This is a genomic window from Accumulibacter sp., assembly GCF_023806635.1.
Lineage (GTDB): Bacteria > Pseudomonadota > Gammaproteobacteria > Burkholderiales > Rhodocyclaceae > Accumulibacter.
Genome location: NZ_JAMTDQ010000113.1, coordinates 25,443 through 49,713, shown reverse-complemented (window position 1 = coordinate 49,713; position 24,271 = coordinate 25,443). Strand labels below are relative to the sequence as shown.

21 protein-coding genes are annotated in these 24,271 nt (G+C 67.8%); 3 read left to right on the top strand and 18 right to left on the bottom strand.

Annotated elements, in window-relative coordinates:
* The coding region (locus tag NFW30_RS19435) for a transporter (protein WP_295353024.1) at nucleotides 1-1,049 on the bottom strand (1,049 nt) is incomplete at its 3' end.
* A 468-nt stretch (nucleotides 1,050-1,517) separates the two neighbouring features.
* Here NFW30_RS19435 and NFW30_RS19430 point away from each other — a divergent pair.
* Nucleotides 1,518-2,606, top strand: a complete 1,089-nt coding sequence (locus NFW30_RS19430; protein ID WP_295353021.1) for a CorA family divalent cation transporter — start codon at nucleotides 1,518-1,520, stop codon at nucleotides 2,604-2,606.
* Nucleotides 2,607-2,683: 77 nt separating this feature from the next.
* On the opposite strand, the gene NFW30_RS19425 is transcribed toward NFW30_RS19430, so the two are convergent.
* The 12 genes from NFW30_RS19425 to NFW30_RS19370 all read right to left on the bottom strand — a co-directional run bounded on the left by NFW30_RS19425 (nucleotide 2,684) and on the right by NFW30_RS19370 (nucleotide 12,414).
* Nucleotides 2,684-4,429 (bottom strand): SulP family inorganic anion transporter, encoded by a 1,746-nt coding sequence (locus tag NFW30_RS19425; RefSeq protein ID WP_295353018.1) that lies wholly within the window; start codon nucleotides 4,427-4,429, stop codon nucleotides 2,684-2,686.
* 367 nt (nucleotides 4,430-4,796) lie between these two features.
* On the bottom strand, nucleotides 4,797-5,099 hold the full coding sequence (locus NFW30_RS19420; protein ID WP_295353015.1) for a type II toxin-antitoxin system RelE/ParE family toxin: 303 nt from the start codon (nucleotides 5,097-5,099) through the stop codon (nucleotides 4,797-4,799).
* 2 nt (nucleotides 5,100-5,101) lie between these two features.
* Nucleotides 5,102-5,386: a ribbon-helix-helix protein, CopG family gene (locus NFW30_RS19415; RefSeq protein WP_295353012.1), complete on the bottom strand. Its 285-nt coding sequence runs from the start codon at nucleotides 5,384-5,386 to the stop codon at nucleotides 5,102-5,104.
* A 185-nt stretch (nucleotides 5,387-5,571) separates the two neighbouring features.
* Complete coding sequence (locus tag NFW30_RS19410; RefSeq protein WP_295353010.1) at nucleotides 5,572-6,447, bottom strand: polyphosphate kinase 2 family protein; 876 nt, start codon at nucleotides 6,445-6,447, stop codon at nucleotides 5,572-5,574.
* Between the two features lie 39 nt (nucleotides 6,448-6,486).
* Nucleotides 6,487-6,723: a hypothetical protein gene (locus tag NFW30_RS19405; RefSeq protein WP_295353007.1), complete on the bottom strand. Its 237-nt coding sequence runs from the start codon at nucleotides 6,721-6,723 to the stop codon at nucleotides 6,487-6,489.
* Between the two features lie 109 nt (nucleotides 6,724-6,832).
* Nucleotides 6,833-7,714 (bottom strand): neuromedin U, encoded by an 882-nt coding sequence (locus NFW30_RS19400; protein WP_295353004.1) that lies wholly within the window; start codon nucleotides 7,712-7,714, stop codon nucleotides 6,833-6,835.
* The gene (locus tag NFW30_RS19395; RefSeq protein ID WP_295353001.1) at nucleotides 7,714-8,391 is read right to left on the bottom strand and encodes a hypothetical protein; all 678 of its coding nucleotides are present in this window, start codon (nucleotides 8,389-8,391) and stop codon (nucleotides 7,714-7,716) included. Before NFW30_RS19395 ends, NFW30_RS19400 begins: the two co-directional genes overlap by 1 nt.
* A gap of 12 nt (nucleotides 8,392-8,403) precedes the next feature.
* Nucleotides 8,404-9,279, bottom strand: a complete 876-nt coding sequence (locus tag NFW30_RS19390) for a DUF2092 domain-containing protein (RefSeq protein WP_295352998.1) — start codon at nucleotides 9,277-9,279, stop codon at nucleotides 8,404-8,406.
* Nucleotides 9,280-9,349: 70 nt separating this feature from the next.
* The gene (locus NFW30_RS19385) at nucleotides 9,350-9,637 is read right to left on the bottom strand and encodes a hypothetical protein (protein WP_295352995.1); all 288 of its coding nucleotides are present in this window, start codon (nucleotides 9,635-9,637) and stop codon (nucleotides 9,350-9,352) included.
* Between the two features lie 50 nt (nucleotides 9,638-9,687).
* Nucleotides 9,688-10,989: an outer membrane protein transport protein gene (locus NFW30_RS19380; RefSeq protein ID WP_295352992.1), complete on the bottom strand. Its 1,302-nt coding sequence runs from the start codon at nucleotides 10,987-10,989 to the stop codon at nucleotides 9,688-9,690.
* A 122-nt stretch (nucleotides 10,990-11,111) separates the two neighbouring features.
* On the bottom strand, nucleotides 11,112-11,672 hold the full coding sequence (locus NFW30_RS19375) for a flagellar motor protein MotB (RefSeq protein WP_295352989.1): 561 nt from the start codon (nucleotides 11,670-11,672) through the stop codon (nucleotides 11,112-11,114).
* Nucleotides 11,673-11,751: 79 nt separating this feature from the next.
* A complete protein-coding gene (locus NFW30_RS19370; protein ID WP_295352987.1) occupies nucleotides 11,752-12,414 on the bottom strand; it encodes a MarC family protein in 663 nt (220 codons plus the stop codon).
* Nucleotides 12,415-12,587: 173 nt separating this feature from the next.
* Between NFW30_RS19370 and cls the strand changes: the two genes are divergently transcribed.
* Complete coding sequence (gene cls / locus NFW30_RS19365; RefSeq protein ID WP_295352984.1) at nucleotides 12,588-14,018, top strand: cardiolipin synthase; 1,431 nt, start codon at nucleotides 12,588-12,590, stop codon at nucleotides 14,016-14,018.
* Nucleotides 14,019-14,164: 146 nt separating this feature from the next.
* Here the strand turns inward: cls and NFW30_RS19360 are convergent, their stop codons facing one another.
* The 5 genes from NFW30_RS19360 to NFW30_RS19340 form a co-directional block, all read right to left on the bottom strand.
* Nucleotides 14,165-16,180 (bottom strand): methyl-accepting chemotaxis protein, encoded by a 2,016-nt coding sequence (locus tag NFW30_RS19360; RefSeq protein ID WP_295352982.1) that lies wholly within the window; start codon nucleotides 16,178-16,180, stop codon nucleotides 14,165-14,167.
* 217 nt (nucleotides 16,181-16,397) lie between these two features.
* Nucleotides 16,398-18,485 carry an SIR2 family protein gene (locus NFW30_RS19355; RefSeq protein ID WP_295352979.1) on the bottom strand — a complete coding sequence of 696 codons (2,088 nt, stop codon included), beginning with the start codon at nucleotides 18,483-18,485 and terminating at the stop codon, nucleotides 16,398-16,400.
* 15 nt (nucleotides 18,486-18,500) lie between these two features.
* Nucleotides 18,501-19,865, bottom strand: a complete 1,365-nt coding sequence (locus tag NFW30_RS19350) for a hypothetical protein (RefSeq protein WP_295352977.1) — start codon at nucleotides 19,863-19,865, stop codon at nucleotides 18,501-18,503.
* Nucleotides 19,866-19,906: 41 nt separating this feature from the next.
* On the bottom strand, nucleotides 19,907-20,482 hold the full coding sequence (locus NFW30_RS19345; RefSeq protein ID WP_295352974.1) for an NUDIX hydrolase: 576 nt from the start codon (nucleotides 20,480-20,482) through the stop codon (nucleotides 19,907-19,909).
* A gap of 301 nt (nucleotides 20,483-20,783) precedes the next feature.
* Nucleotides 20,784-21,257, bottom strand: coding sequence for a DUF2721 domain-containing protein (locus tag NFW30_RS19340; RefSeq protein WP_295352971.1), 474 nt, complete (start codon nucleotides 21,255-21,257; stop codon nucleotides 20,784-20,786).
* 275 nt (nucleotides 21,258-21,532) lie between these two features.
* Between NFW30_RS19340 and NFW30_RS19335 the strand changes: the two genes are divergently transcribed.
* Nucleotides 21,533-24,133, top strand: a complete 2,601-nt coding sequence (locus NFW30_RS19335; RefSeq protein WP_295352968.1) for a hypothetical protein — start codon at nucleotides 21,533-21,535, stop codon at nucleotides 24,131-24,133.
* Nucleotides 24,134-24,271 lie beyond the last annotated feature (138 nt).

The window sequence follows — 24,271 nt, the reverse complement described above, 5'->3', positions numbered from 1 at the left end:
CTCACCCCGGAATAGCTCGGGACGGAGAGGCTTGAATAGGGCGGGACGTAACAGCCGGTACGCGATGCGACGCCGCTGCTGGCATAGAGCTTGACCGAGTTGTGGACGTCGACGGGCAGCGCCAGCGTCGCTCCGAGCCGCCAGTTCTGCTGCAGGTCCGAACTCTGGACGCCATCGATCGTCGTCCGGCCGCCCGTGAAATAGGTAAAGTCGAGCGAAGCCCAGATGCCGCGCGGAAAACTGTAGATCGCGTGCCCCTGCAACGAGTAGAGGGGATCCTGCCGCCGCCGGTTGCCCTCATGGAAATCGCGGTTGTCGGTGAACACGGTCACTGCCGCCTGCGATTCCAGCGTCCACCGCCCGAGCACCTTGGAAATCCCGATTTCCGGCTTGAAGGACCAGCGGTTGGTGCCGATGTTGACCACCCGCGTCGGGTCATACTGGCCGGCCGGCGCCGACACCTGCAGGCTGGCACCGATGATCAGATCCTGCTCGTAATTCCTGAACTCGGGCAACGACAGCGCCGGCGCACCGTAGAGATTCACCGAAAGCCGAAAACGGGGGTCAGCCAGCCCGTCGACGATCCGCTCGATCGGCTGCCCGCGCAGTTCGGCGTGTCCCGACAGCCAGCTGTAGGGCACGATGGCGTCGAACTTGGCCGACATGCCGGCAAGATCGAGAACCCGCGCGTAGGCGAGGACGGCGTTCGATGTCCGCATTTCGGCATTCCGGATCGGCAGCGCGCTGTCGAAAGGGACGGCGCCGGCGGTGTAGGCATAGCCGGCGATGAGAAAGTTGACGCCAACCGGTGCGTTCGAATAGGCGCGCGGCTCGATGTCCTGCGCGCTGGCGAGATGCGCAGCGACGATGCCGAGCAGCAGGACCAGGAGCCGCAGGGGCGTCCACCAGCAGGCTGCCGCGACAGCGGACTGGCAGCCTGCTGCGACGGCCGCCGGTGCCCGGGAGTACCCGCCCAGGCCGACGCGGCAACGCTGTGCCCGTTGCCATCCTGGTCGGGCCAGAAACTGATGCCGCGTACGACGAGCCATCCCTGCGGACCACACGCTCTTCGTCACCTCGAGACCGGCTGCGCCGTGCCGAACTCATTCGGCGAGGACGGCGTCACCCGGCGAACGCCGGCCTGTTCCGCCGCCTGCTCATCGGCCGCCGCGACCCCGGCCGCGCACACGGACATGGTGACCGTTCTGCCGCCAAGGATTCGGTACCGTCGCATCGAGCAACTCCTTTCACAGGTGACCCGTCTGCCGCAAACCGGGCATCCTATGCGCAGGGCCGGAGGCCGTCAATGAGTACCGTCTGCCACCGCCCGCAGCGCAACGGACGGCGCGAGAGGGTCGCAGCGGCCGAAGCGGCCACACGAGGACCCGGGCCGGCAGTCTGGTGCCGTGGCCGGCCAGGGTGAAGCGGGTATACTGTCGCCACGGGACGCGATGCTGGCAGCGGCGCAAGGACGGATGATGATCAGGGTGTTTTCGGAACCAGGAAATCGAAGGTAGGTGAGAGCGACGCTGATCGATGCGCAAGGCGTCCGCACTTCATTGTCGGGCAGCGACCTTGCCGACAGGCTGCCGGCACAAGGCTTCTTCTGGCTCGACCTGGCGAACGCGAGCGCGGACGAATTCGCCGTACTGGCGTCCGTGCTGCACCTCGACGACACCCTGAGTTCGTGGCTGCCGCGCTTCGGCCGATCGGCGCACCTCGAGTCGAGCCCACAGTACCTGCGCATCTCGGCCTGGGCCGACGCGGGCGCGCAGGGGATCGTCGAGGGACATATCCTCTACTCGCCGAACTGGTTGATTACCGCCTTCGACGGCGACGCACTGGGCACCGAGGCGGCGTACCAGCGTTTCCGTGAGCTGTGCGACCGGATCGCCGCGGATCCGGGCTACGCGCTGCTCATCGTCCTCAATGAACTGCTGACGGGGTTCTACCCGCGCCTCGAGCGCGCCGACGAACTCCTCGACAGGCTGGAGGACCAGATCTTCCTCGATCCGGTCAGCGAGCAGTTGTTGAGCCTCGCCGATCTGCGCCGCGAACTGTCGTCACTGCACCGGCTGCTGGTGCCGCTGCGTGACCGGGTGGAGAACGTGGTCACTTCGATCGGCGGCTTTCCCGGCATCAGTGCGAATGTCTGGCCAGCGTTCCAGACCTACAGCGAACGCCTCGCCGACCTCGTCGAACTGATCGACGATTACCGTCAGCGTACCGCCGACGCGATGGAGGCTCACGTGGCGAACCGGGCGAACCAGCAGTCCGAGCAGATCAACCGGCTCACCGTGGTCTCCTGGGTGTTCCTGCCGATCAGTTTCCTCACCGGCTATTTCGGGATGAACTTCGACTGGGCGGTCAACCACCTTCTGTCAACCCGCGATGCCTTCCTCCTCCTCGGCATCGGACTGCCCCTGGCGTCGCTCCTGTTGACCCTCCTGCTGTTCAAGAGCCTCGGCTGGCTGGGGGCGTGGCGCCGCAAGCGAAAGCATGCGAAGCGCAACCGGCCGGACTGGGTCCGCCGCACACGACACCACCAGCACCATCGGCCAGGCGGGGCCCCGACGCCAACTGGCCAGCCGGCCAACCGGCCCTGACGGCCGGCGCATCGCGCGCGGCGACGAGCGCGGTCGACACGCTCCGGCGCCGCCGCACGCCGGCGACATCCCCGGGATCAGGCCGGCGGCGTGCTGCCGGCCGCGTCTGGCGGCGATGCCTCGGTTGCGTCCCGCAGGTGCTCCCAGGCATCCAGGACGGCGCGCAGCGAGCCATAGAAGGCCTCGGTACCCAGGACCTCTGTCAACCCATAGCGGTCGAACTGCGCGCGCACGGCCGGCGAAGCGTGCGCGAACACCAGCGTGATCCCCTGCTCCGCAAGCAGCTTGCAGGTATCACGTAACATGGCCGCGGCAGAGAAGTCCACGTCGCCGATCGACGCCGCCTGCACGCACAGGCACCGCAGTGGCGCATCTCCCTTGCCCCGCGCCAGTCGCAGGACCTCCTCGGCGAACTGCCCGGCATTGGCATAGTAGAGGCTGTTGGTGAACCAGTAGACCAGCAACCCGGGCGCGATCTGCCGCGGCTCGCCGAGGGGAACCGTCAGCCAGCCCTTGTGCCGCTTGTCCGCCGCGATGATCGAGTTGTGACCCCGGTAGCCTCGCCGCACGTGATCGAGCAACGACAGCACCATCGCCAAGAGGATGCCCTGCTCGACGCCGACGACGACGACCGTGACCGCCGTCAGCAAGGCCACCGCGAACTCGGCACGTGCCTCGACGTAGATCCGGTGCATCCCGCGGATGTCGATCATTCGCACCGCCACCAGAAAGACGATCGACGACAGCACCGCCGTCGGCAGGTGCGCCAACGGCCCGGTGAGAAACAGCAGCACCAGCAGCACGAGGACGCAGGTGGTGAGCTGCGCCACCTGACTGCGGCCGCCACCGCCATCGACCATCGCCGTGTTGGTCGGACTGCCATTGACGATGAAGGTCCCCGACAGTCCGGCACCGAGATTGGCCATTCCCAGGCCGACCATGTCCACGTTTTCGTCGAAGCGATCGCTGTACTTGGCGGCGTAGGCGCGCGAGGTGGCGGCGCTCTGCGCCAGGATGACGACGAAGCAGGCAAAGGCGATCGGCAGCAGCTTCTGCAGCAGCGCCCAGTTCCATTCGACCTGCGGCAGGCCGAGCGTCGGCAGACCACTCGGCACGGCGCCCAGCGTCTCGAGGTGGGCATCGAGACGCAGCGCCCAGCTGATGCCGATGGCGGCGATGACGGCGATCAGGCCCCCGGGCACGCGGTCCGAGATTCGCCGGCAGCCGAGGATCACCGCCAGCACGGCGAGCGAAACGCACACCGCGTAAGGGTTGCTCTCGCCGATCAGCCGCAGATCACGGACGATCTCGAGCAGCGGATCGTTGCTCGTTCGCTGCAGGCCGAGCATGCCCGACACCTCGAGCAGCGCCACCTGTACGCCGACGCCGGTGAGAAAGCCGACGAGAACCGTGCGCGAGAGAAAATCTGCGAGGAAACCGAGCCGCAAGACTCGCGCGGCGAACATCAGAACCCCGGCCATCAGCGCCAGCAGGCTGCACAGCGCCAGCCACTCGTCCGAGCCGCGCGCGGCCATGCCGGCAAGACCGGCGGCGACCACCGCCGCCGTCGCCGAATCGGCGCCCACCGACAGATGCCGCGACGACCCGAAAATCGCGAACAGCGCCATCGGGATGAGGATGGTGTACAGCCCGGTGATCACCGGCGTGCCGATGATCTTGGTGTAACCCATCGTCCCCGGAATGGCGAGCGCGGCCAGCGTCAACCCGGCCAGGACGTCGCGCGTCAGGCCGCCACGGTCAACCGGCAGGACCCCCTGCAAGATCGGCAGCCGAAAGCGCTGCTCTTCGCCTTCCTGTGTCATCGTCCCCTCACGATCGATCTGGGCTCGGCCCGAAGGCGCCCGGCCGCAAGACCGGCGCCTTGCAGGTTGCCGGTCGCCGCCCCGCCGGCTCCTGCCCTCCAGGGCCTTTGGCGGCATCCTTCGCCAGCCGGCCACCGCGCTTCACCTGCGCGGCGCAGTATCCACGCCCGGGCCACCCGCCGTCAAGACGGTCTCGCAGCCGATCGCGCCGCCCTGCGTGCCCGACGCTCGGCGAGCCGAAATTCCTCACTGCCGGCGTTGACGGCGCGCTGCCCGACAGAACATCCGCCCTGGTCCACGCACCGCCGTCGTCCGACTCATCACTGCAGTTGCCCGATTCAGTTGACGTACCACCACCGCTGGCTGTTCACTCGCCCCGCTCCACGTATCCCGCTTCCCGCTGGCTGCGCACGGCCAGTACGATCACCGTATCGATCTCCGCGACATGACGGTAGAGGGCCAGGTATCCGTGAGCGCGACGCCCGATGACCAGTTCGCGCTTGCGGTTGGCAGCGGGTCGGCCGATCAGCGGGTTGCTCTGCAACACATCCAGTGCGGCGATGATTTCGTCGATGCGCCGTTCCGGGTGTTCGACCTGGCAGCTCGCGAGGTGGTCCACGATGCGCTCGAAATCCTCCACGACCTCGGGCGCAATCTCGAGGCGCGCCACATTCAGCGAGCCAGCTTGCGCGCTACGGGCCGTGTTGGCCGCTTGCCGGCAACACGCTCTTGCAGATAGGTGCGCATGTCGCTCCAGGGGATCGCCATCCCGGAGGCGACCATCCTGGTGTAGCGCTCCTCGGCTTCGGTGTCGAACTCTGCACGGCACTCTTCGTTCGCCGCCTTTTCGGCGATGGCCTCGAGGATGAAGGCATGCGCCGTCGTGCCGGTGCGCGCTGCTGCTGCCGTGACCCTGGCTTTCAGTTCTTCAGGCAGGCGAATGGTCGTGGTGGTCATGGCGATCTCCCGATGGTTGGCTCGCGCAACTGTAGCACAGTCGTGTCACAACGGGCCAGTGCTGGCCTTGTGCCACAGTCGGCAAGCACGGTGCGGGAACACGTTGCCGGGACTGCGCCGGCCGTAGCCGCAACGCCTCTCCCCCTTGTTGCGGGCTTCAAGGAGTCGCGGCCAGCGGTTGCCGCCTACGCCTTGGCCACGCGCTTCGCCGGTTTGCCCGAACGCTTCTCCTGCGCCGCCTCTGCGGCGTGATACTTGGCCGCGATTTCCTGCAGGTTCACACGCGTCGGCGGCGTCTGGAGCCCCATCCCTTCCATCGTGTCGACGATGATCTGCGAAATGGCGAGGTTGCGGAACCACTTGTGGTTGGCCGGAATGACGTACCACGGCGCATCCTTGCTGCTGGTCCTGCTCAGCGCCTCCTCGTAGGCGGTGACGTAGTCGGACCACAGCTCGCGTTCCGAATAGTCCGACTCGCTGATCTTCCAGTTGCGCGCCGGGTCATCGAGCCGCTGCCGGAAGCGGGCCAGTTGCTCCTCGGGGCTGATGTGCAGGAAGAACTTGAGGACGCGCGTGCCGTTCTGCACGAGCATCTTCTCGAAGTCGTTGATCAGCGCAAAGCGCTTCGACCAGACGGCCTTCGGGACGAGCTGGTGCACGCGGACGACGAGCACGTCCTCATAGTGCGAGCGGTTGAAGACGACGACCTCGCCCTTCGCCGGCGTCCGCTGGTGCGCGCGCCAGAGGAAGTCGTGCGCCGCCTCTTCGGCGCTCGGCTGCTTGAAGCCGAAGACGCGCGTGCCCTGCGGGTTCATGCCGCTGAACAGGTGGCGCACGACGCCATCCTTGCCGGCAGCGTCGAGCGCCTGCAGGACAACGAGCAGCGACTGCCCGCCATCGGCGTAGAGCAGTGCCTGCAACTCGTCCATGCGCGCGACGTTCTTCTGAACCTCCGGCAGCGCCGCCTCGGCCGAAGCGTGCGGCCCGCTCTGCGACGGATCGATCTTCGCCAGGCTGAGGTTCTCGCCCGGCCTGACCATCAACTGCTTGCGATAGTCCATCCCCCTCCACTCCTCTCCTGAGAAACTGACCGGCCCGCTTCAGACCGCGACGAAGCGCGCCGGCAGCGGCTGGCTGAGCAGCGCGGCGTGCTTCACGTGACCCAGCGTCCGGCAACTGGCCAAGCAATCGTGGATCAACCGGGCGCTGCCGAGAAGGTCGTGCCCGACCCCGACGAACATGTCGTCGATGTCGATGGCCTGTTTCGTCTGCAACGACGGCAGCCTGCTGCGCACTTCGACGGCCCTGTCCGCCATTTCGCAGCCGATCAACATCATCTTGCCCCTGAAAGAACCCCGCCAACGGACCCTGCTGGCCACGAAGGACAGGAACGGCGATATCCGGCGCCCTGCCCGCGCTGCAGGAGCAAGCGGCCAAGCCCGGCGATCACTTCGGGAACATCAGTTGCACCTGCGCCCGCAACTGCCAGTTAGGGCCGTCATCGGGATGGACGACGTTGTAGTAGGCCGACAGCTGCATGTTCACCGGCAGGCGACCGAAGTGAAAGATACGGCCGATGCCGCCGCCGATCGGCAGCGTCCACTTCTGGCCGCCATCGGCCTTCCAGTTCACTGTGGCGATCGGCGATGAGGTCAGGTAGGTCCCGCCCGGGAAGTTGTAGTTGATGAACGGCTGGATCAGGCCATTGTTGTAGCTGCCGCCCTGGCGGCTGCTCGACAGCGACCAGACGTTGTTGACCAGAACGCCATAGACCCACGGATCACCCTTGTCGAGGTGGAGGACGACGAAGGACGGCCCGAGGCCCCAGTTGCCGTTGCCGAGTCGGTCGTTGCTGTTCGTCGGTATCTGCACGACCGGTCCGACCCCCCAGATGAGGCTCTTGGGCTGCGCCGGCGAGAGAAAGGCGGTGAAGCTCGTGTCGCCGATCCCCGTCGTCTGATCCTGTCCGGGAGTGAAGCCCGGCTGGGTGATCACCGGCACGATGGTGCGCGTGATGAGGTTCCACTCGCTGTTGAGCTCCACCGGCACAACCGGCTGGATGTTGAGAACGTTCTGCGTGCCCTCGCGCGGGCCGGTGTTGAAATTGGTGTTGTTCTGAAACGGCACGCTGACCAGGTTGCCGACCGGATTCTGCGCCAGCTTGGCGAGTTCCTCGCTGCTCAACGCGGCCGCTGCCGGCACCATGGCGACCGTCGCCGCCACCAGGCCAGCGCCTGCCAGCGCGTGCCGCAGCCGCACCCCCGCCGGCGCCCGTGGCAAATGCCCGGCCGACGGCAGGCGATCCGCAAGCGTTGCAGGCGCACCCATCAGGGTGCAGGCACGACGCGATAGTAGACGCCGTTGGCGCCGTACGCCGGCAGGAACCAGGTGTTGCCGACGAGGAAGTAGGTCGTGCCGAACTTCTGCACCGACGTTGCCCCGGGCGGCAGCGCCGCGTAACTGACGCCCATCTGGTAGGCCGCTGCCGTCGCCGCGGTGCCGGCGGCGTAGCCGGAGGCGTAGGCATTGCCCGTCGCCGCCGCGCTGTTGGCCGAAGCGACCGCGGCGCCCGCGGCGACGCCGACGACGGCGCCAGCCGCCGCCGCACAGCCAGCGCAGCCGGCCGCCGGGTAGTACGCCACCGCTGCCGGCGGATGATACGGGTAATAGGGAGCCGGCGGGCGATACGCTGCAGCCCCGTCGGGGGCGACATGATAGGCGCCGTCGCCGTAGCGCGCGGCGGTCGTGCCGCCATCGACGTTGGTGTGCTCGACGCCCTCACCATAGCGGCCGGCGGTGCTGCCGCCATAGGCGTTGGTGTGTTCGGTGCCACCGCCGAAGGCATGCTCCGTACTGCCACCCCAGGCATTCGTGTGCTCGGTGCCGACGCCAGCGACGTGTTCGGTGCTGCCGCCGAAGCGGTTGGCGGAGCCCCAGGCCGCCGCCTCGCCGGCCAGCAACAGGACTCCGGCGAGGCCGCCGAGGGCGATCATGATTCTTTTCATGTCTTCCTCTCCTTACTGCGATCTGGCCGCTGCCGCGGCCACCGGCTTCGATGCCGGATGGGCAAACGGGATGGCCACCGCACTGGCCGATTTCGCCGTGGCGAAGTCGGCCGCCGCCACCACCGGGTCGACCTTCCAGTTCGACAACTCCATCTGGTGGCGCTGCCGCAACGGGTCGCGGCGGTAGACCGCCCGCATCATCCGCGGCAGCTTGTCTTCGGCACCGATCCAGACCTGCATGAACACCTCGTTGTTGGCAAAGGCCACCACTTGCGTCGTCGTCCCGCCAACGACCTTCGACTGGCCAACCAGGAACGCGCTCACCACACCGGCGGCGAGGCTGGCGTAGGGATCGGCGAGCAGCACGTCGGCAAACGGGAAGTAGATGCCGGCATCCCGGAATGCCACCTTCAGCGCCTCGTCGATCGTCGCCGGAGCCGCCGCCACGGCAGCGAAGTGCTCGGTCGGCGAATAGGCGGTCATCGTCTTGCCGTCGAGGTAGAACTCGGAGGCCGGACCATCGCCGAGGGTCAGCACGCGCAACCTGTCGGGGCGCTGCATCAGCACCTCGGAGATGGTCATGAACGCCAGCGGCGGACCGAGACGGCTCGGATGCTCATAGGTGACCTGCGCCGTGAATGACAGCGAACGTGCCGCCATCAGCCGGTCGCTCATCGCCTTCAGCAGATCGAGCGCACGCTGTTCGAGAATCGGTTTGACGGCAGCCGGGGCAGCCGCGGCCTTCGGGCTCGTCGAGGTGGTGGCCCTGGCCGGCTTGGCCGCCTTGCCGCCCGCAGAATCGGCCGCCTGGGCGTGCATCCCGGCGGCGAGAAAGAACGCGGCAACAAGCATCGCGGCCCGCCGCCCCAGATGGTGAAGATCGATCATCGACTCTCTCCGCAAGAAGGAAACCAGCGCGAGGAAACCACCCCGCCACCAATGGCCGGAGCGCGGCCACTCAGGGAATCATGCCACATTCGAACATCCGATTGGCGATCGGCGCCGCCACGCGATTGATGAACTCGGTGCGCAGCGCCGGATCATTGCGCAACATCTGCAGCACCTCCTGCGCGCGCGGCGATTTCGGCTCCGACCGCTGCACCCACAGTTCCTGGCAGCTCGATTGCTCGTACTTCTGGACGACCCGGCCGGCAACCATGTCGAGCAGCGGATACTGCTGCGCCCAGGCGAAGCCGCCGGCGGCCGCCGCCGCAACCACCAGAAGGGCGGGAAGGATCTTCTTCATGTCATTCCTCCATTCGTCAATCCGACCGGCGGCCTCGTCGCCGCCGGGCATCAGAACTTCCAGTTGAAATTGGCGGCCATGAACAGCACGCCGGTGTTCCGGTAAGCGCCGTCCACGTCGCCACGGCCGCCGAGACGGACGGGCAACTCGCCGCTCTTCTGCAGGTCGAGCGTCCCGCCGTACGCGTACTCGGCCGACAGCCCCCAGTTGAAGGAGCGATCGACCTCGTTCTGCACACCGACCCCGAAACGCCAGGCGCTGTTGGCGGGCAGCAACGGTGACTGGATGTCGCCGCTCTGGAAAGCGGAGTCGTAGGCAACGCCGAAATTCAGCAGCCATGGCTGCGAGATGCGGTACTGGCCGCCGAGCGCGACGTGCCAGGTGTCCTTGAAGTCGAGGTCGGTCGTCAGGCTGGCGGGATTGTTCGTGTCCGAGATGCCGACATCCACCTTGCCGAACTTCGACCACTGCTGCCAGCCGACGCTTCCAAGGACCGCCCACTGGTCGTTCACCTGGTGGAAAGCGCTGGCCATCACCCCCTGCGGCACATAGATGCCGAGATCGAGGTTGGCGCGCAACGCTCCGCGGCTCGCCAGCGCTGCCGCGAGGACCGGAGACACGCCGGAGAAATCGGGACGCGCCGAGAAGTCGAGCTTGACCTGCGAATTCCACGTCAGGCCGAGCCGGGTCGCCGGGTCGACCTCGTAGAGAACCCCAAGGTTCACGCCCCAGCCCCATTCGCGATCGCTCAGCTCGAGCCTGCCGTCGGCGCGACCCGGAGCGCCCGGATTGTTGATCGCCACCTGCTGCTTCATGATGCCGAACATCGCGTTGACCGTCGCGCCGAGCGAGAGGCGCTCATTCACCCTGTAGGCGATCGAGGGCAGCAGAGACAGGCCGATCAGCGTGCCTTCCTGCCCGTAGTAGCGGCCGAGCCAGCTCGAATCGTACTTCACCGCCAGACCGAAATTGCCGGCGGTACCGAAGCCGACGGTCAGGTCGGGCGAAACCTGCTGCGTGATGAAGAAGCTGCCACCGGGAAACCAGCCGATCGGGTTGCCGCCCTCGTTGCGGCCCAAGTCGGGCGAGGTGCCCGAACCACGCGAGAAATCGACGTCGCCGTAGAGCAGTTGTGCCGCCGCCAGCACCTGCGTTCCCGCCAGCCGGGTCATTCCGGCCGGATTGGTGAGCACCGTCGACGCATCCTGCGCGCGCGCGCCGTAGCCCGCCGAAGCCAGGCCGACGTCGGCCGTGCCGACCTCGTAGAGACTGAGGCCGCCGGCACTGGCCTCGCCGACGGCGACCACGGACAGGCTCGCGACCATCGCCAGCCGCCTCCCCCAAATACTCACGCTCACCCGCCTCGCGCGCCCCCGTCCGGCCGCCTGCTGCCTGTTCCGCATCACTTCCCTCCTCCGTACTCGTGGCCCGAGACTGGCTGCGGCCGCCGCCCGGCGGCGGCCGCCCCCATGCATCACTTGACGCGCAGAACGACTTCGATCCGCCGGTTCTTCGCCCGACCCTGAGCCGTGTCGTTCGGCGCCACCGGCTGGTACTGGCCGTAGCCGGCAGCGACGAGGTTCGTCGGATCGACTCCCTGTGACTGCAGGTAGCGGACCACGTCCACGGCGCGCGCCGCCGACAGATCCCAGTTCGTCGGATAGCGGCCGCGCAGCGCCGGGCCGATCGGTTCGCTGTCGGTGTAGCCCTGCACACTGATCCAGTGACCGCTGAGGGCCGACAGCGTCGGTACCGCCTGGGCAAGGGTCGCACGTCCCTTGGCATGCATCTCGGCGCTGCCCGAGGCAAAGAGGATCTCGTCGACGAAGGTGACCACCAGACGATCGCTCAGTTGCCGGATCTGCACCTGATCGGCAGCGATTTCCGTCTGCAGCCGCTGGTTGAGCGCCAGATACTGCTGTTCGAGCGCCACCGCCTTCTGCGTCTGCTGCACCTGCTGGTCGTAAGTCTGCTGCGAGACGCAACCCGCCAGAGCGAGTGCGCCGATAGGCGCCATCAAAGCCCAGTGCCTCATGGTCCTCCCCTCCTCGAAAAAAGTTCGCTGCACGGCCATCAGACCCCGCCTCGACCGCTCGCCGGCGATGATAAAGCGTTCACAACGCCAGCGCCACCCTGCCAGCGGCCTGATAAGGCTGCAGGAACTCGACCGCGCCATTGAAGATCAGGCCCATTCCCATCGCCGCGACGAAGAAGCCGACGATTCGCGTCGCCGCGTCGATCCCCTGCCGGCCGATGCGGCGCAGGATCGGCTTGGCGTAGGTCAGCGACAGCCAGGTCGCTGCCATGCAGGCGACGATCGCCGCACTCGCGGCGACGAAGTGCATCAGCTCTCCCGGAGACTGCTTGATCGTCGAAGCCATGCTGATCAGCGTCGCGATCGCGCCGGGCCCGAACATGATCGGCATCGCCAGCGGCACGAAGGCGACGTTGCCGCCCTCTTCGTTGCCGCGCGGAATGAGGCCACCAGACGCTGGCGGATTGAAGAGTTCGAAACCGACACGCGTCAGGATGACGCCGCCGACCACCCGCACCATGCTCAGCGGCACTTCGAAAACCCGCAGCAGCAGCGTCCCGAAGAGCAGGAAGAAGAAGCTGAGCAGCAGCGCGTACAGGCAGGCCTGTCGCGCCACCCGCCGCTGCTCGTCGGCCGGCTTGCCGTCGATCAGTCCAAGATAGACCGGAATCGCCTCAAGCGGGTTGATGATCGCCAGCAGGGTCGTGAACAGGCTGATGAAAAGGCTGACTTCGGGTGTCATCCAGACTCCGCGGAAAGGGTGAGGTGAAACGACAGTCACTCCCGGCAACCCCTGCCTGCCGCCGAAGCCGGAGTCATGGCAGAACAGCCGGGGAACACGGCGCAGACGGTATCACAAGGCTCGATGATGATCCACCTTGACCGCTCGCGGACCGCGGCCGCATACTCGCCGGCATGTTCCTCAGCTTCCTGTACGGCGTCTACATCCTGTTGGCGGTGGCTGTCGCACTGCGCATCTTCTCCCACCGCAGCTCGCGCGGCACCGCGCTCGCCTGGTTGCTGCTGGTCATTCTGGTGCCGGCAGTCGGCGCCCTGATGTATCTCCTGATCGGCGAACGCCGCCTCGGCAAGACCTGGATGCAGCGCGCGATCAACCTGCAACCGCAGGTCGTACGCTGGGCACGGGGCATCCCGGCGACCGACGTGGTGGCAGCGGCAAGCCTGAGCCCCGCCGCCGAGAGCATCAGCCGGCTGGCGACCGGTCTGACGGGGCTGCCGGTGATGGCCGGGCACCGATTGCGCCTGCTCGCCGACAGCGAAGCGGTGATTCGCTCGCTGCTCGCCGACATCAACGCGGCGCGCCGTTCGGTACACCTCGAGTTCTACATCTGGAGCCCTGGCGGCTTCGTCGAGGATCTGGTGAATGCGCTGGTCGACGCCGCGCAACGCGGCGTCAGCTGCCGGGCGCTGATGGATTCCCTGGGCAGCCGGCCGTTCTTCCGTTCCGCGGCGATCGAGCGTCTGCGCGAAGCGGGCGTCGAGGTCGTCGAAATCCTGCCGGTGAATCCGCTGCGTGCGCTCTTCGTCCGCCTCGACCTGCGCGACCATCGCAAGATTGCCGTCATCGACCGCGGCGTCGCCTACACCGGCAGCATGAACATCGCCGACCCGCGTTTCTTCAAGCAGGACGCCGGCGTCGGCGAATGGGTCGACGCCATGGTCCGCATCGAGGGACCTGCGGCCTGGGCCCTCGAAGCGGTTTCGCTGTCGCTGACGGCGCTGCAGACCGGCCACGACTTCGCCCCGCCGGAACCGCCGATCCTCTCGCTGACAGACAACTGCCGCGTCCAGATCTTCCCGTCCGGACCGCAGACCTCGACCCGTCACATCGAGGAACTGCTGCTGACGGCGATCTACTCGGCGCGCCGCGAGATCGTCCTCACCACGCCCTATTTCGTTCCCAGCGAGACGCTGTTCACCGCGCTGCGCTCGGCCGCCACGCGCGGCGTCGCGGTCACCCTGATCGTCCCGGAAAGGATCGACTCGCGGCTCGTGCGCTATGCCAGCGATGCCTACAACGACGACCTGCTGGCCGCCGGCATCACCCTGCTGCGCTTCCGTGACGGGCTGCTGCACACCAAGAGCATGGTGATCGACGAACAGATCACCATCTTCGGCACGGTCAACCTCGACCTGCGCAGCTTCGAACTCAACTTCGAGGTCTCGCTGATCGCCTACGACCAGCGCTTCGCGGCCGAAGTGCGCGAACTGCAGCGCCAGTACGAAGCGCGCTCGCGGACCCTGCAGCTCGAACAGTGGCGCGCCCGCCCGCTCTGGCGGCGGCTGCTGGAGAACGCGATCCAGGTGATGAGTCCGCTGCTCTGATGCCACGCCGCCGGTGTCGGGAGACGGCGAATCGGCCACCACGTGGGGCGTCAGCCGAGCGACAGCGCGGCCTTTGCTGCAGCGACCGGGCGGATCGAGTCCGGTCGCGCTGGAATTAGTATACTGTCACCGAATCAACACCGCAATCAAAACGCGGGCTGCTTGCCGAAATACTCGAAGCAGCGGGCGAGACCGGCGCGCTGCTGTTCGTTGAGCGCCGCGAACTCGACACCGCAGAGACATGCGTCGCCGTTCGTCGGCTCGCTCCATGCGACACGCGCGTCGAGCTTGAGCGGGATCTGCTGCTCGTAGGACGCCATCTCCGGGGACGGCAGATAGATCGCCAGGCTGAGTGCCTGGTTGCGGTCGATCGGCCGCACCAGGCGCAGGCGCGCACCGACCAGCGATACGTCGCTGGTGATGCCGTCGAAGGTCTCGCCTCCCTGCTCGACGAGTACCCGCAGGCTGCTCTGCAGTCGCGGCGCGCGACGCTGCTCGTGCTGCGCCTTGTCGATCAGCGGCACGTGGGTGAATGAGAATCTGGCCATGATCGCGTTGAGGCGCGCCGCGACCGCGCGCAGATCGTCGCTGATCGTGGCGGTGACCTCGACCTTGCTGCTCGCTTCGCGCAAGGTCTGGAACAGCGTGTCGAGGGTCTGCTGCAACAACCTGGACTGCTCGAGCTGCCGGGTGCTGGCGGTCGAGATGTTCTGGTTGGCGCGGACGGTTTCCGCAACGTTGCTCGAGATGCGCTCGATCGTCTCGGCCATGCAGCGCGATTCCGCGCGCGTCTGGCCGACCGACGCCACCAGGGCGTCCATCGTCGATACGACGCGGCCCACCTGCCCCGAGAGATGTCCGACGATGGTGCCGACCCGCTCGGCCGACTTGCTGCTGCGTTCGGCCAGCTTGCGCACCTCGTCCGCCACGACCGCGAAGCCCCGACCCTGCTCACCGGCTCGAGCCGCCTCGATGGCCGCGTTCAGCGCCAGCAGGTTCGTCTGTCCGGCGACATCCTTGATCGAGGTGGCGATCTCGTCGATCTCGCGCGCCGACTGCTGCAGCTCGTGAATCTCGACGGACACCTGCTCCACCCTGGCCGATGTCGCCTCCAGCGCCTCGAGGCTGCACTCGACGCTGGCGATCCCTGCGCGCGCCATGCCCTCGACGGCATTCGAGCGCTCGACCGCGGCGAGCGCCTGCGCGAGCGCCTGCCGCGAGATCCCGTCGAGCTGCGACATCGCCCCGTCGACTTCGCCGGAACGACTCTGCTGCTCCTGGCTGACCTTCGCGATCTCGTTCGAGATCGATGAAATCTGGTAGGACGACTGACCCATGCTCAGCCCACAACTCTCGACTTCCTGCAGTACGACATTGAGGCGTTCCTGCATGCGCTTCATCGTCGTCAGCAGGTCGCCGACTTCGTCACTCGAGACGACCGTGATCTGGTTGTCGAGCTTGCCGGCGGCGACCGCATGCGCCACGTCCATGCCGTGCGCCAGTGGTCGCGTCACCACCTTGCGGATGAAGAGGAAGATGACCCAGAGCATCGGCACCGTCAGCAACACGGCCGCAAGGATGGTCTGCATGCGCTGGCGCGCGACCGCCCCCTGCGTCTTCTGCAGTGAAATCCTCATGCTCACCGCACCGAGGACGGTGCCCGGCGGCACGGCATGGCAGGTCGTGCAGTTCTTGCCGAGATAGCTTTCCTGCGCCAACGCGGGCCGGATCACCCTCAGTGCCTCATCGCCGCTGCCAGTCGCCTCGACCGCGGAGTACGCCTTGCCCGTCGCGAGCACCTGCGCTTCCAGGGCGTCGTGTTGCCGCTCGTCCTCGGCCCCGGCGCCGAACTGCGTCGTCACCGCCTCGGCGCGCAGGACGCGCAGCTGACGGATGCTCGGCAGCTGCTTGATCTGGTCGATGAACACCTCGCGCTGCGGCATGGTGCCGGTGACCATCATGCCGGTCAGCCCGGCGAGCACCATGTCGTGCGCACTGGTCGCGAAGTCCTGCGCCTGCACGATCGCCGTCTCCTCGCTGACGCGCGCCGTCCACAGGATCATGACCGCCCATGACACGATGGTCATGGCACCGATCGAGACGATCAGGCGCACCCAGATCTTCTGGTTAGCGAATCTTCCCAACAAGCCGATGGACGACATGGTGCAGCGATCCTTTCGTCGTTGTCATTGTTGTCGCTGATGCCGGCAGCGCCGGCGCGGGCCGGCCGGCGCTGCGGCCCGAGACGCTCCGCATCCCGAAATCCCATAACGGCCCTGCAGGCGGCTTCTGAAGGGCCAGGCGGTGCAATGTGGCAGCGGCACTGCCGTTGCCGTCCAGGCGATCAGCACCCCCATCGGGCCAGCCCGATCCGCTCACCTATGCCCCCTCGCCGGCATCGACGAGTCGCAGCGCGCCCTCGCCGTACAGGCAGTAGAGCAAGGCGGTGGTGCTCCGCTGCTCGCGCGCCAGGGCGCGCGCCGCCCGCAGCGCACCGGCCACGCTCTCGCCCTGCAACAGCGCGCGAAAGAGGACGAGAGCGAAGTCGCTCGCGCCCGCGTCGTCGATGGCGCCGCTGTAGGTGCCGAGGAAGGCGCCGACACCGCTGCGCATGGCAAGGTCGGCGAAGCCGGGGCGCCCGCGCAATCCGGCGCTGACCGCCTCGGCGTGGGCACCACCCTGGCCCTCTACGCCGGCCGGAATGAACGCCGTGTAGTGCGAGTTGAGAAACATGAATGCCGGCGAATGCCGCGTCAGCCAGGGCCGCATCATGGTCGCCGTCAGGTGGCGGTCGGCGAGTTCGAGGTAAGCCTCGTGCTCGTCGAACCAGGCATGGCCGGCGAAGTGGAAGACGTCGGGATCGAACTCGTCGAAAGCCCTCGCCAGCGCGTCATGGGTCGCTTCCGGGCCGATCAGGAGTCTCACCTCGCCGACACCACTGCCACGGACTTCAGCAGCCACGGCGCGCCCCTCGGCCGCCGCGCCCGGCAGCGCCAGCGCCGGCTGGGCACTCATCGTATCGGCGACCACCAGGGCCCGCAACGGCGAACCGACTGCCGGCAGGCCGCGCGCGCTCTCCGAAACACCGACCGGTGCACGGTAGACGGCTGCCAGTTCGGCCAGGGTCCGCGAACCGGCTGCGAGCAGTTCCCACGGCAGGCGCTCGACCTCGCGGGTCAGGTCGAGCCGCAGCAGGCGGCCGTGCTGGCCCTTCAGCACGCTGCCGAGCGCCTTCACCATCACCGGCCCGAGCGTCCGCCCGAGGGCAGCGCTGCACTCGGCGAGCGATCCTTCGCGGGCGCTTCCTGACTCCAGCGCGCGCGATGCCGCGGCGGGCGCTGCCCAGGCTTCGCGCGGCCCGGAAGCCGTGGCAACGACCTTGCCGCGGTCACTGAGCATCGCCTGCAGGGCTCCTTCGCGCCAGTCGAGGGCGAGGACGGCCGGTGTTGCCGCTGCGGCAGGCGCAGAGGCTGCCCGGGTGGCGCGCCGCGCCGGCGTCGCCACGGCCACCGACGCCGCCCGCGCAGCACTGCCCAAGGTCGCCGCGGGTGCTGCCGCGAGCCGATCGGCAAGGCGCTGGAAGAAGGCGGGAACCGCCTCATGCCGTCCCTCGGGATAGGCGATGACGCGAATCTGGCAGACGCGCCAGAGGTACTCCTCCTCGACCTTGCCGATCCCCGACATCAGCGCATAACGCTCCGGAGCAAAGCCACGGAAGGTGAGGAGCTGGCGGTCGAGCAGCAGGTTGAAATCGGGATCGGCGAGCGAATAGCCGACGAAGAGCACCGAGTGCGTCAGCAGGATCGACGAGAACGCGGCGCTGAACGCCGCATTGCCGTGGATCAGGTCCCGATAGTCGCGCGAGGTGAAGACGAGGCTGTCCGGCTTGTCGAGATCGCCGTGCGCCTTGAGCACGAAGGGCGCCCCATCGAACAACAGACGCCCGAGAGCTTCGGTGTCGAGGCTGGTCAGGGTCTTCGGCAGACCGCCACGCTCCTCGGCGTAGGCGCGCTCCAGCAGCTTGTCGTAGTTGGTCGTCACCCAGGCGGCAAAGGGCAGCCGGACGGCCAGTCGATGCGCTTCGGGCACCGGCCTGCCCGAGTCACTGAGTCGCTCGCCGAGCAGCCGTGCGTACTCGCCGGGGCCGAGCTTGAGCTTGCAGTGATCGGCGATCTGCAGCCACTTGCCGGCGGCAATCATGCTCTCCAGCTCGCGGCGGGACTCCTCCCCCTGCATCGTTTCGGCGATCGTCGCGTCGACGACATCCTGCACCAGCGATCGCCAGGTCGGCAAACCGGCCTGCGCCGACAGCCCGGCGCCGGCGAACAGCAGCAGCCGGCGCTCGCGCAGGTGCTGCAGGAGTTGCGGCGGAATCGGCAGTTCGGGCGCCGGGTTGGCAGCGGCGGCTGCGGTGACGCCTGCGCCAGCGACCGGCGCTGGAGCTTCGGGTGGCTTCCTGGCTGGCATTGGTCGCGCCTCGCTTCAGCGACCGCCGTCGGCCACATCATGGATGGGCGTGCCCGCATGGCCGCAATCGGCAGCGCTCGTGCGATCGCCCTGCGCAACCTGCCCCGCCTGCGCCGCGGCTCCGGCGACGGCGACGGGACAAGAGTCCACCTCGGCGATGCCAAGCTCGGCCAGCGCCACCTGCAGCGCCGAGAGGTGCCTTTTCGTCGGCGCCAGGAAGCACACGCGCTCGAGCCGGGTCGCCATGGCCCGCGCTTCGAGGTAGTTGCGCGCCGCTTCGAGCTGCCTGCGGGCGTTGTCGACCAGGCTGGCGGAGCCGCTGCCGGTCGCCAGCAGCGGAAAGAGGATCGACCGATATGGCGCCTCGCCCGCTTTCTCCAGACGCGCCGATTCGCGATCGGCCTGCACCAGCGCTGCCGTCACGCACTGTTCCACCTGCGCGATCGGGTGATAGCCGCCGCCAATGACGCCATAGACCGACGCGACATGGAAGATCCGCCGCACATGGTGCGACTCGGCCAGGGCGCCGCTACCGGTCGACACCACCATGCCCGGGTTCACCTGCTGCCGGCCACGCATCCTGGCGCGCAGTTCGTCGGCAATGGTGTCCTCGACGATATCGCCGACGTCGTCGCGACGTGCCCCGAGATAGCGGATCAGCGCCGAGACGGAGGCATCGAAGACCCGTGCCATCTGCATGTTGATGTTCTCGGAGCTGACCCAGATGTCGATCTGGTCGTCGGTACTGCCGGAGTCGAGATTGACATGCCGCAGATTGCCGGTGATCAGCCGAATCTCCCTGCCCGGCGCATTCGCCGGTGCATGGCGATGGATTCGCGAAGCCGCGAAGGCGCCCAGCCGCGAACTGACCTCGAGGCCAGGTACAGCGGCATGGACGAGGCTGTCGCGCGTGCTCGACAGCAAACCGTTGCGAATGAAGCTGCGGATCAGCGACTGCGCCTGCGCGATCTTCTCCGCATCCGAATCGTCGTAGTCGATGGTGTTCATGCCGGCGATGTTGAAGGGGTTGCGCGTTCCTTCGCGGCGGATGAGCACCGTCACCCGCTCCCTGAGCGCATGACGGACACCGAGCTCGTAGTACACGTTGGGGTTGGCGGTGCTGATGTCGACCACCGCCACCTCGGCGTCGAGGATGAAGTTGATCATCCGTTCGTGGATCAGGCCTGCCTTCTCGACCTCGTCGCAACGCAGGCAACGGATTCGGATGCGCTCCTGCCCCAGCGAGTCTACCGCCGGCTTGATGATCTGCCGGTACACGGCGTCGAAGTCGATCAGCCTGCCGTGATCATCCTTCTCGCCGAAGGGCATGATGACGAAACACAGGCGCCCCGTGTCCTCGCTCGGCTGTTCGTTCGGCATCTCGTTCCCCTTCTCCCTGTGCGGCCCGCCCGGCCATTGAACTACGACAGTGCGCGCGCGCGCAGCCATTGCAGACCGATGATCGTCTTCGCATCGACCAGGGTGCCTTCGCGCAGCGCGTCCATCGCCGCTGCCGTCGACAGGCTGACGATGCGGATCTCCTCCTGCTCGGCAGCAAGGCCGCCGCCGCTGCCGACGCGCCCGCCCTCGCCGACCTCGGCGTAGTAGAGCCAGATGCGCTCGGACGAGCCGCCGGGAGAGACGAAGAAGGTGGCGATCGGCTCGCAGCGGGTGACCGCAAAACCCAGTTCCTCCTCGATCTCGCGGCGCAAGGCGGTTTCGGGCGACTCGCCGCTGTCGATCATGCCGGCGACGACTTCGAGCACCCAGCCGGAACCCTTGCCGACGGTCGGATAGCGAAACTGCTCGGCAAAGAGCAGGCTGTCCGAATCGCGGTGGTAGACGACGGCGGCGACCGAGTCGCCGCGCTCGAAGACGAGCCGCCGCGCGGGCGGCGTCATCGAACCATCGGCAAGCTCGAAGCTCACCTCGGCTTCGTCGACCTTGAAGAAGTCGTCGAGCAGGCGCCGACGACCGCGAACCTCCACCCTTCCCATGACACCCCTTCCCGCCCCACGCATCCTCGCCCGGCAACTCGCTGACCCGATCCTTTCCCGGTTGCCGCGCAGCAGCAGGGAAGCATAGCGACCCCCCGCGCACGCGTCAATTTCGCTGCGCCCCGGCACGGCACGGCACGGCACCGGACAGCCGCGCTTCCGTGGCGCTGCCAAGAGCCGCGGTACGACGAGCAAGTGCCGCGGACCAGGGTGCCGGAGTGCCGCCGCGGCCCGCGGTCGCACGGGCGCGTGCCTGGCCTCGACGCGATGACCGGTGCTGCAGCCAGCGCCGGAGATCGTGTCAGGTTTCCTGATCGGCACGCGCCGCCGTCCGCCCGATGCTCTCGATGAAGCTCGTGGCGAGGGCGATCTCGCGCAGAAAGCAGGTCAGGCCGGCGATCAGCGCCAGCATCGCGGCGACGAAGAGCGCGCCGATCGGGCGCGAAAGGTCGATCTGCATCTCGGCGCCGATGAAAAGCGCAGCGACGACGAGGCAGACCAGCAGTTCGCAGGCGACGCAGAGGCTGATCGCCCAGTGGATCATGCGCGCCCTTCGCGACAGCGAGACGATGGTGGCCAGCGTCTGTGCACGCTCCGTCGCTGGCAGGCTGCCGGCCAGCAGTTTCTCGAGCACGTGGAAGCGGTCGATGACCCGCGCCAGCCGGTTGGCGAGAACGCCGAGAAGGGCACCGACGCCGGCAAGCAGGAACACCGGCGCAACGGCGAGCTGGATCACCTGCGCCACCGACGAGACCTGGTTCGAGAGCGTGAGCATCGGCCGACCTCCTGCCTGGATTCCTGCCATTGACGGGCGTGGGCCACCCGTGCGGGCGGCGACTCGACTCTAGCCGACTGGCGGCGTCGGCGCAAACCTCGCAGCGCGTGCTGCGGTCCCTGCCCGACTGTCCGGGAAGCCGACGCGGCGAAACGAGCCCTTGCCCGGCGAGCCCGCTCCGCGCCGCCACGGCAACCGCCGACCTTGACCGGTACTGCGGGCAGCGCGATACTCTGCCACCTGATCTCGCCAGCCTTCCCCTCGAGGACACCCCGATGATGATGACGCGCCGCACACCGGCCCCCGGCGGGCTTGCCTGCCTGATCGCAACCGCCCTGCTTGGACCGCTCGGCTGTGCCAACCAGCAACCGGTGAATCCTTCCCTGCAGGTGATCGACGTCATCCCCGGCGGTGGCCCCGCCGTGCTGCCGAGCGGCGCGCCGATCAGCGCCGGCGGCAGCGCTGCGGAGCCTGCCGCACAGCCGCCGCAGGCTGATGCCTGGCCACGCCAGGTCGCGCTCGCCAACGCGACGGCCCTGATTTACCTGCCGCAGGTCGATGGCTGGCAGGGCAACACGCTCGCCTTCCGCGCCGCCGTGTCGCTACCGGGCAGTGGCGCGAACCAGCAGACCTTCGGCGTCATCTGGGGCAGCGCGCGCACCGCCGTCGATCGCACGACACGCACTGTCGCCCTCGAAGACCTGACTCTGACGCGCGCGCGCTTTCCGACCGTCGCCGACAACGGTCTCGCCTACCTCGAGCAGTTGCGCGGCGCCCTGCCGGCAGCGCTGGACAGCATGTCTCTCGACCTGCTGCAGGGACAGCTCGCCGCCTCGCAGACGGTGAAGCCGAAGAGCGTCGCGGTGAGCAACGAGCCACCACGGGTCATCATCAGCCAGAGTCCGGCAATCCTCGTGCCGATCGACGGCAGCCCGGTGATTCGGGCAGTTGCCGGTTCGCGCTTCGAGCGGGTGATCAACACGCAGGCGCTGATCGCCCGCCCGCGTCTGGGCAGCACCTGGTACCTGCACGTCTACGATGGATGGCTGGCCGCGTCGTCGCTCGACGGGCCCTGGCAGCCCGCCGGCGAGACACCGCTTGGGCTCGCCGACCTGATGCAGGGGCTCGCCGGCAAGGGCATCGTGGACCTGCTCGACGGCGGGCCGAAGGCAGACCCGAAACCGTCTCTCGCCAACGGCGTGCCGACCATCCACGTGACGCAGACGCCGGCCGAACTGATCGTCTTCAAGGGACGACCGAACTTCGTCCCGATCACCGGCACGGGCCTGCTCTGGGCCGACAACACGACCGCCGATGTGCTCGTCAACACCGCCAACGACGACTATTACACCCTGCTTTCCGGCCGCTGGTATCGGGCTCCGTCCCTCAACGGCCCCTGGACCTTCGTTGCCGCCAATTCATTGCCGGCAGATTTTGCGCACATACCAAAGGACGCTGCCGCCGGCGTCGTCCTGGCGTCGGTCGCCGGCACGGCCCAGGCGCAGGAGGCGCTGATCGCCAACTCGATCCCGCAGACGGCAGTCGTGCCGCTGCGCAACGGTCCTTCCTTCACCCCGACCTTCGACGGTGCACCGCAGTGGCGCGCGATCGCCGGGACACCGCTGCAGTATGTCGGCAATACCGCGACGCCGATCATCCAGGTCGGCCCGAACGCCTACTACGCGGTGCAGGCCGGCGTCTGGTTCACCGCCAGCGGACTCACCGGACCATGGACCGTCGCCAGCAGCGTACCGGCGGTGATCTACAGCATCCCGCCGAGTTCGCCCCTGCATTACGTGACCTATGTCCAGGTCTACGGGGGCAGCAGCGAGGTGGTCTATGTCGGCTACACGCCAGGCTACCTGGGAACCGTCGTCGCCCCTGACGGCGTCGTGGTCTATGGCACGGGCTACACCTACACGCCGTGGATCGGTTCCGTATGGTATGCGACGCCCTACACGTGGGGACTGGCTGCCGCACCGATCTACAACCCCTACGTCGGCTTCGGCTTCGGCTTCGGCCTCGGCCTCGCCACCGCCGCCTGGGCCGCGCCCTACTGGGGTGGTGCCTACTACCACCCCGGTTACTGGGGCTATCCCTGCTGCGGTTCGGCCAGCGCGAATGTCTATGGCCACTGGGGCAACACCGTCTACTCCGGGACGCGCAGCTGGACCGCCAGCGCCGACGGCCGTGTCGGCACGAGCGCCGCCGGCACCTATGCCAACACACGCACCGGCACCAGCGGCTCGTACGCAGCCGGGCGGAGCTACAACCCCTATACCGGCCAGGCGACGCGCGGCTACGACCGCACCTTCGACACCGCCGGCGGTGTGAGCGGCAACGTCGCCCGTGCCGGCTCCTACAATACCGACGCCGGCCAGCGATCGTATGCCTCGAGCGCGACCGCCACCGGCCCGCAGGGGAGCTCGGTGACGAAGACGGCAACGGCAACGGCAGGGCCGCAGGGGCTGAGTGCGCAACACACGGTCAGCGCCTATGATGCCAGGACCGGCCAGACCAAGAGCTACACCTCGAGCGGGCTGTTCGGCGACCACTATGCCGGCGCCGACGGCAATGTCTACCGCAACAGCGACGGTGGCTGGCAGCAGCACGGCGCCGGCGGCTGGCAGTCAGCCGGCGGCGACACCTCGTGGGCTGACCGCGAACAGCAGGCAAGAAGCACTTACCAGGGTGGCTGGGGCGGCGGCGACCGTGCCGCCGGTGGCTGGGGCGGTGGTGACAGCTGGGGCAGCCGCTACGGCGGCGGCAGCGGCTTCGCCGACCGCTTCGGTGGCGGCGGCGGCTTCGGCGACAGCCGTTTCGGTGGTGGAGGGTTCGGCGGCGGCTTTCGCGGTGGCTTTGGGGGCCGACGCTGAAGAAGCGCAGGCGACCGCCGCCGCAGCGTCAGCGAGGTAGGCCAGGGCGACCGGATTCTTTCGCTCCCGGCGCCGGCAGCACGCGCACCCTGTTTCGCGAGCAGCAGCGGCCGGTACCGCCCGGAGCAAGGAGCAGCG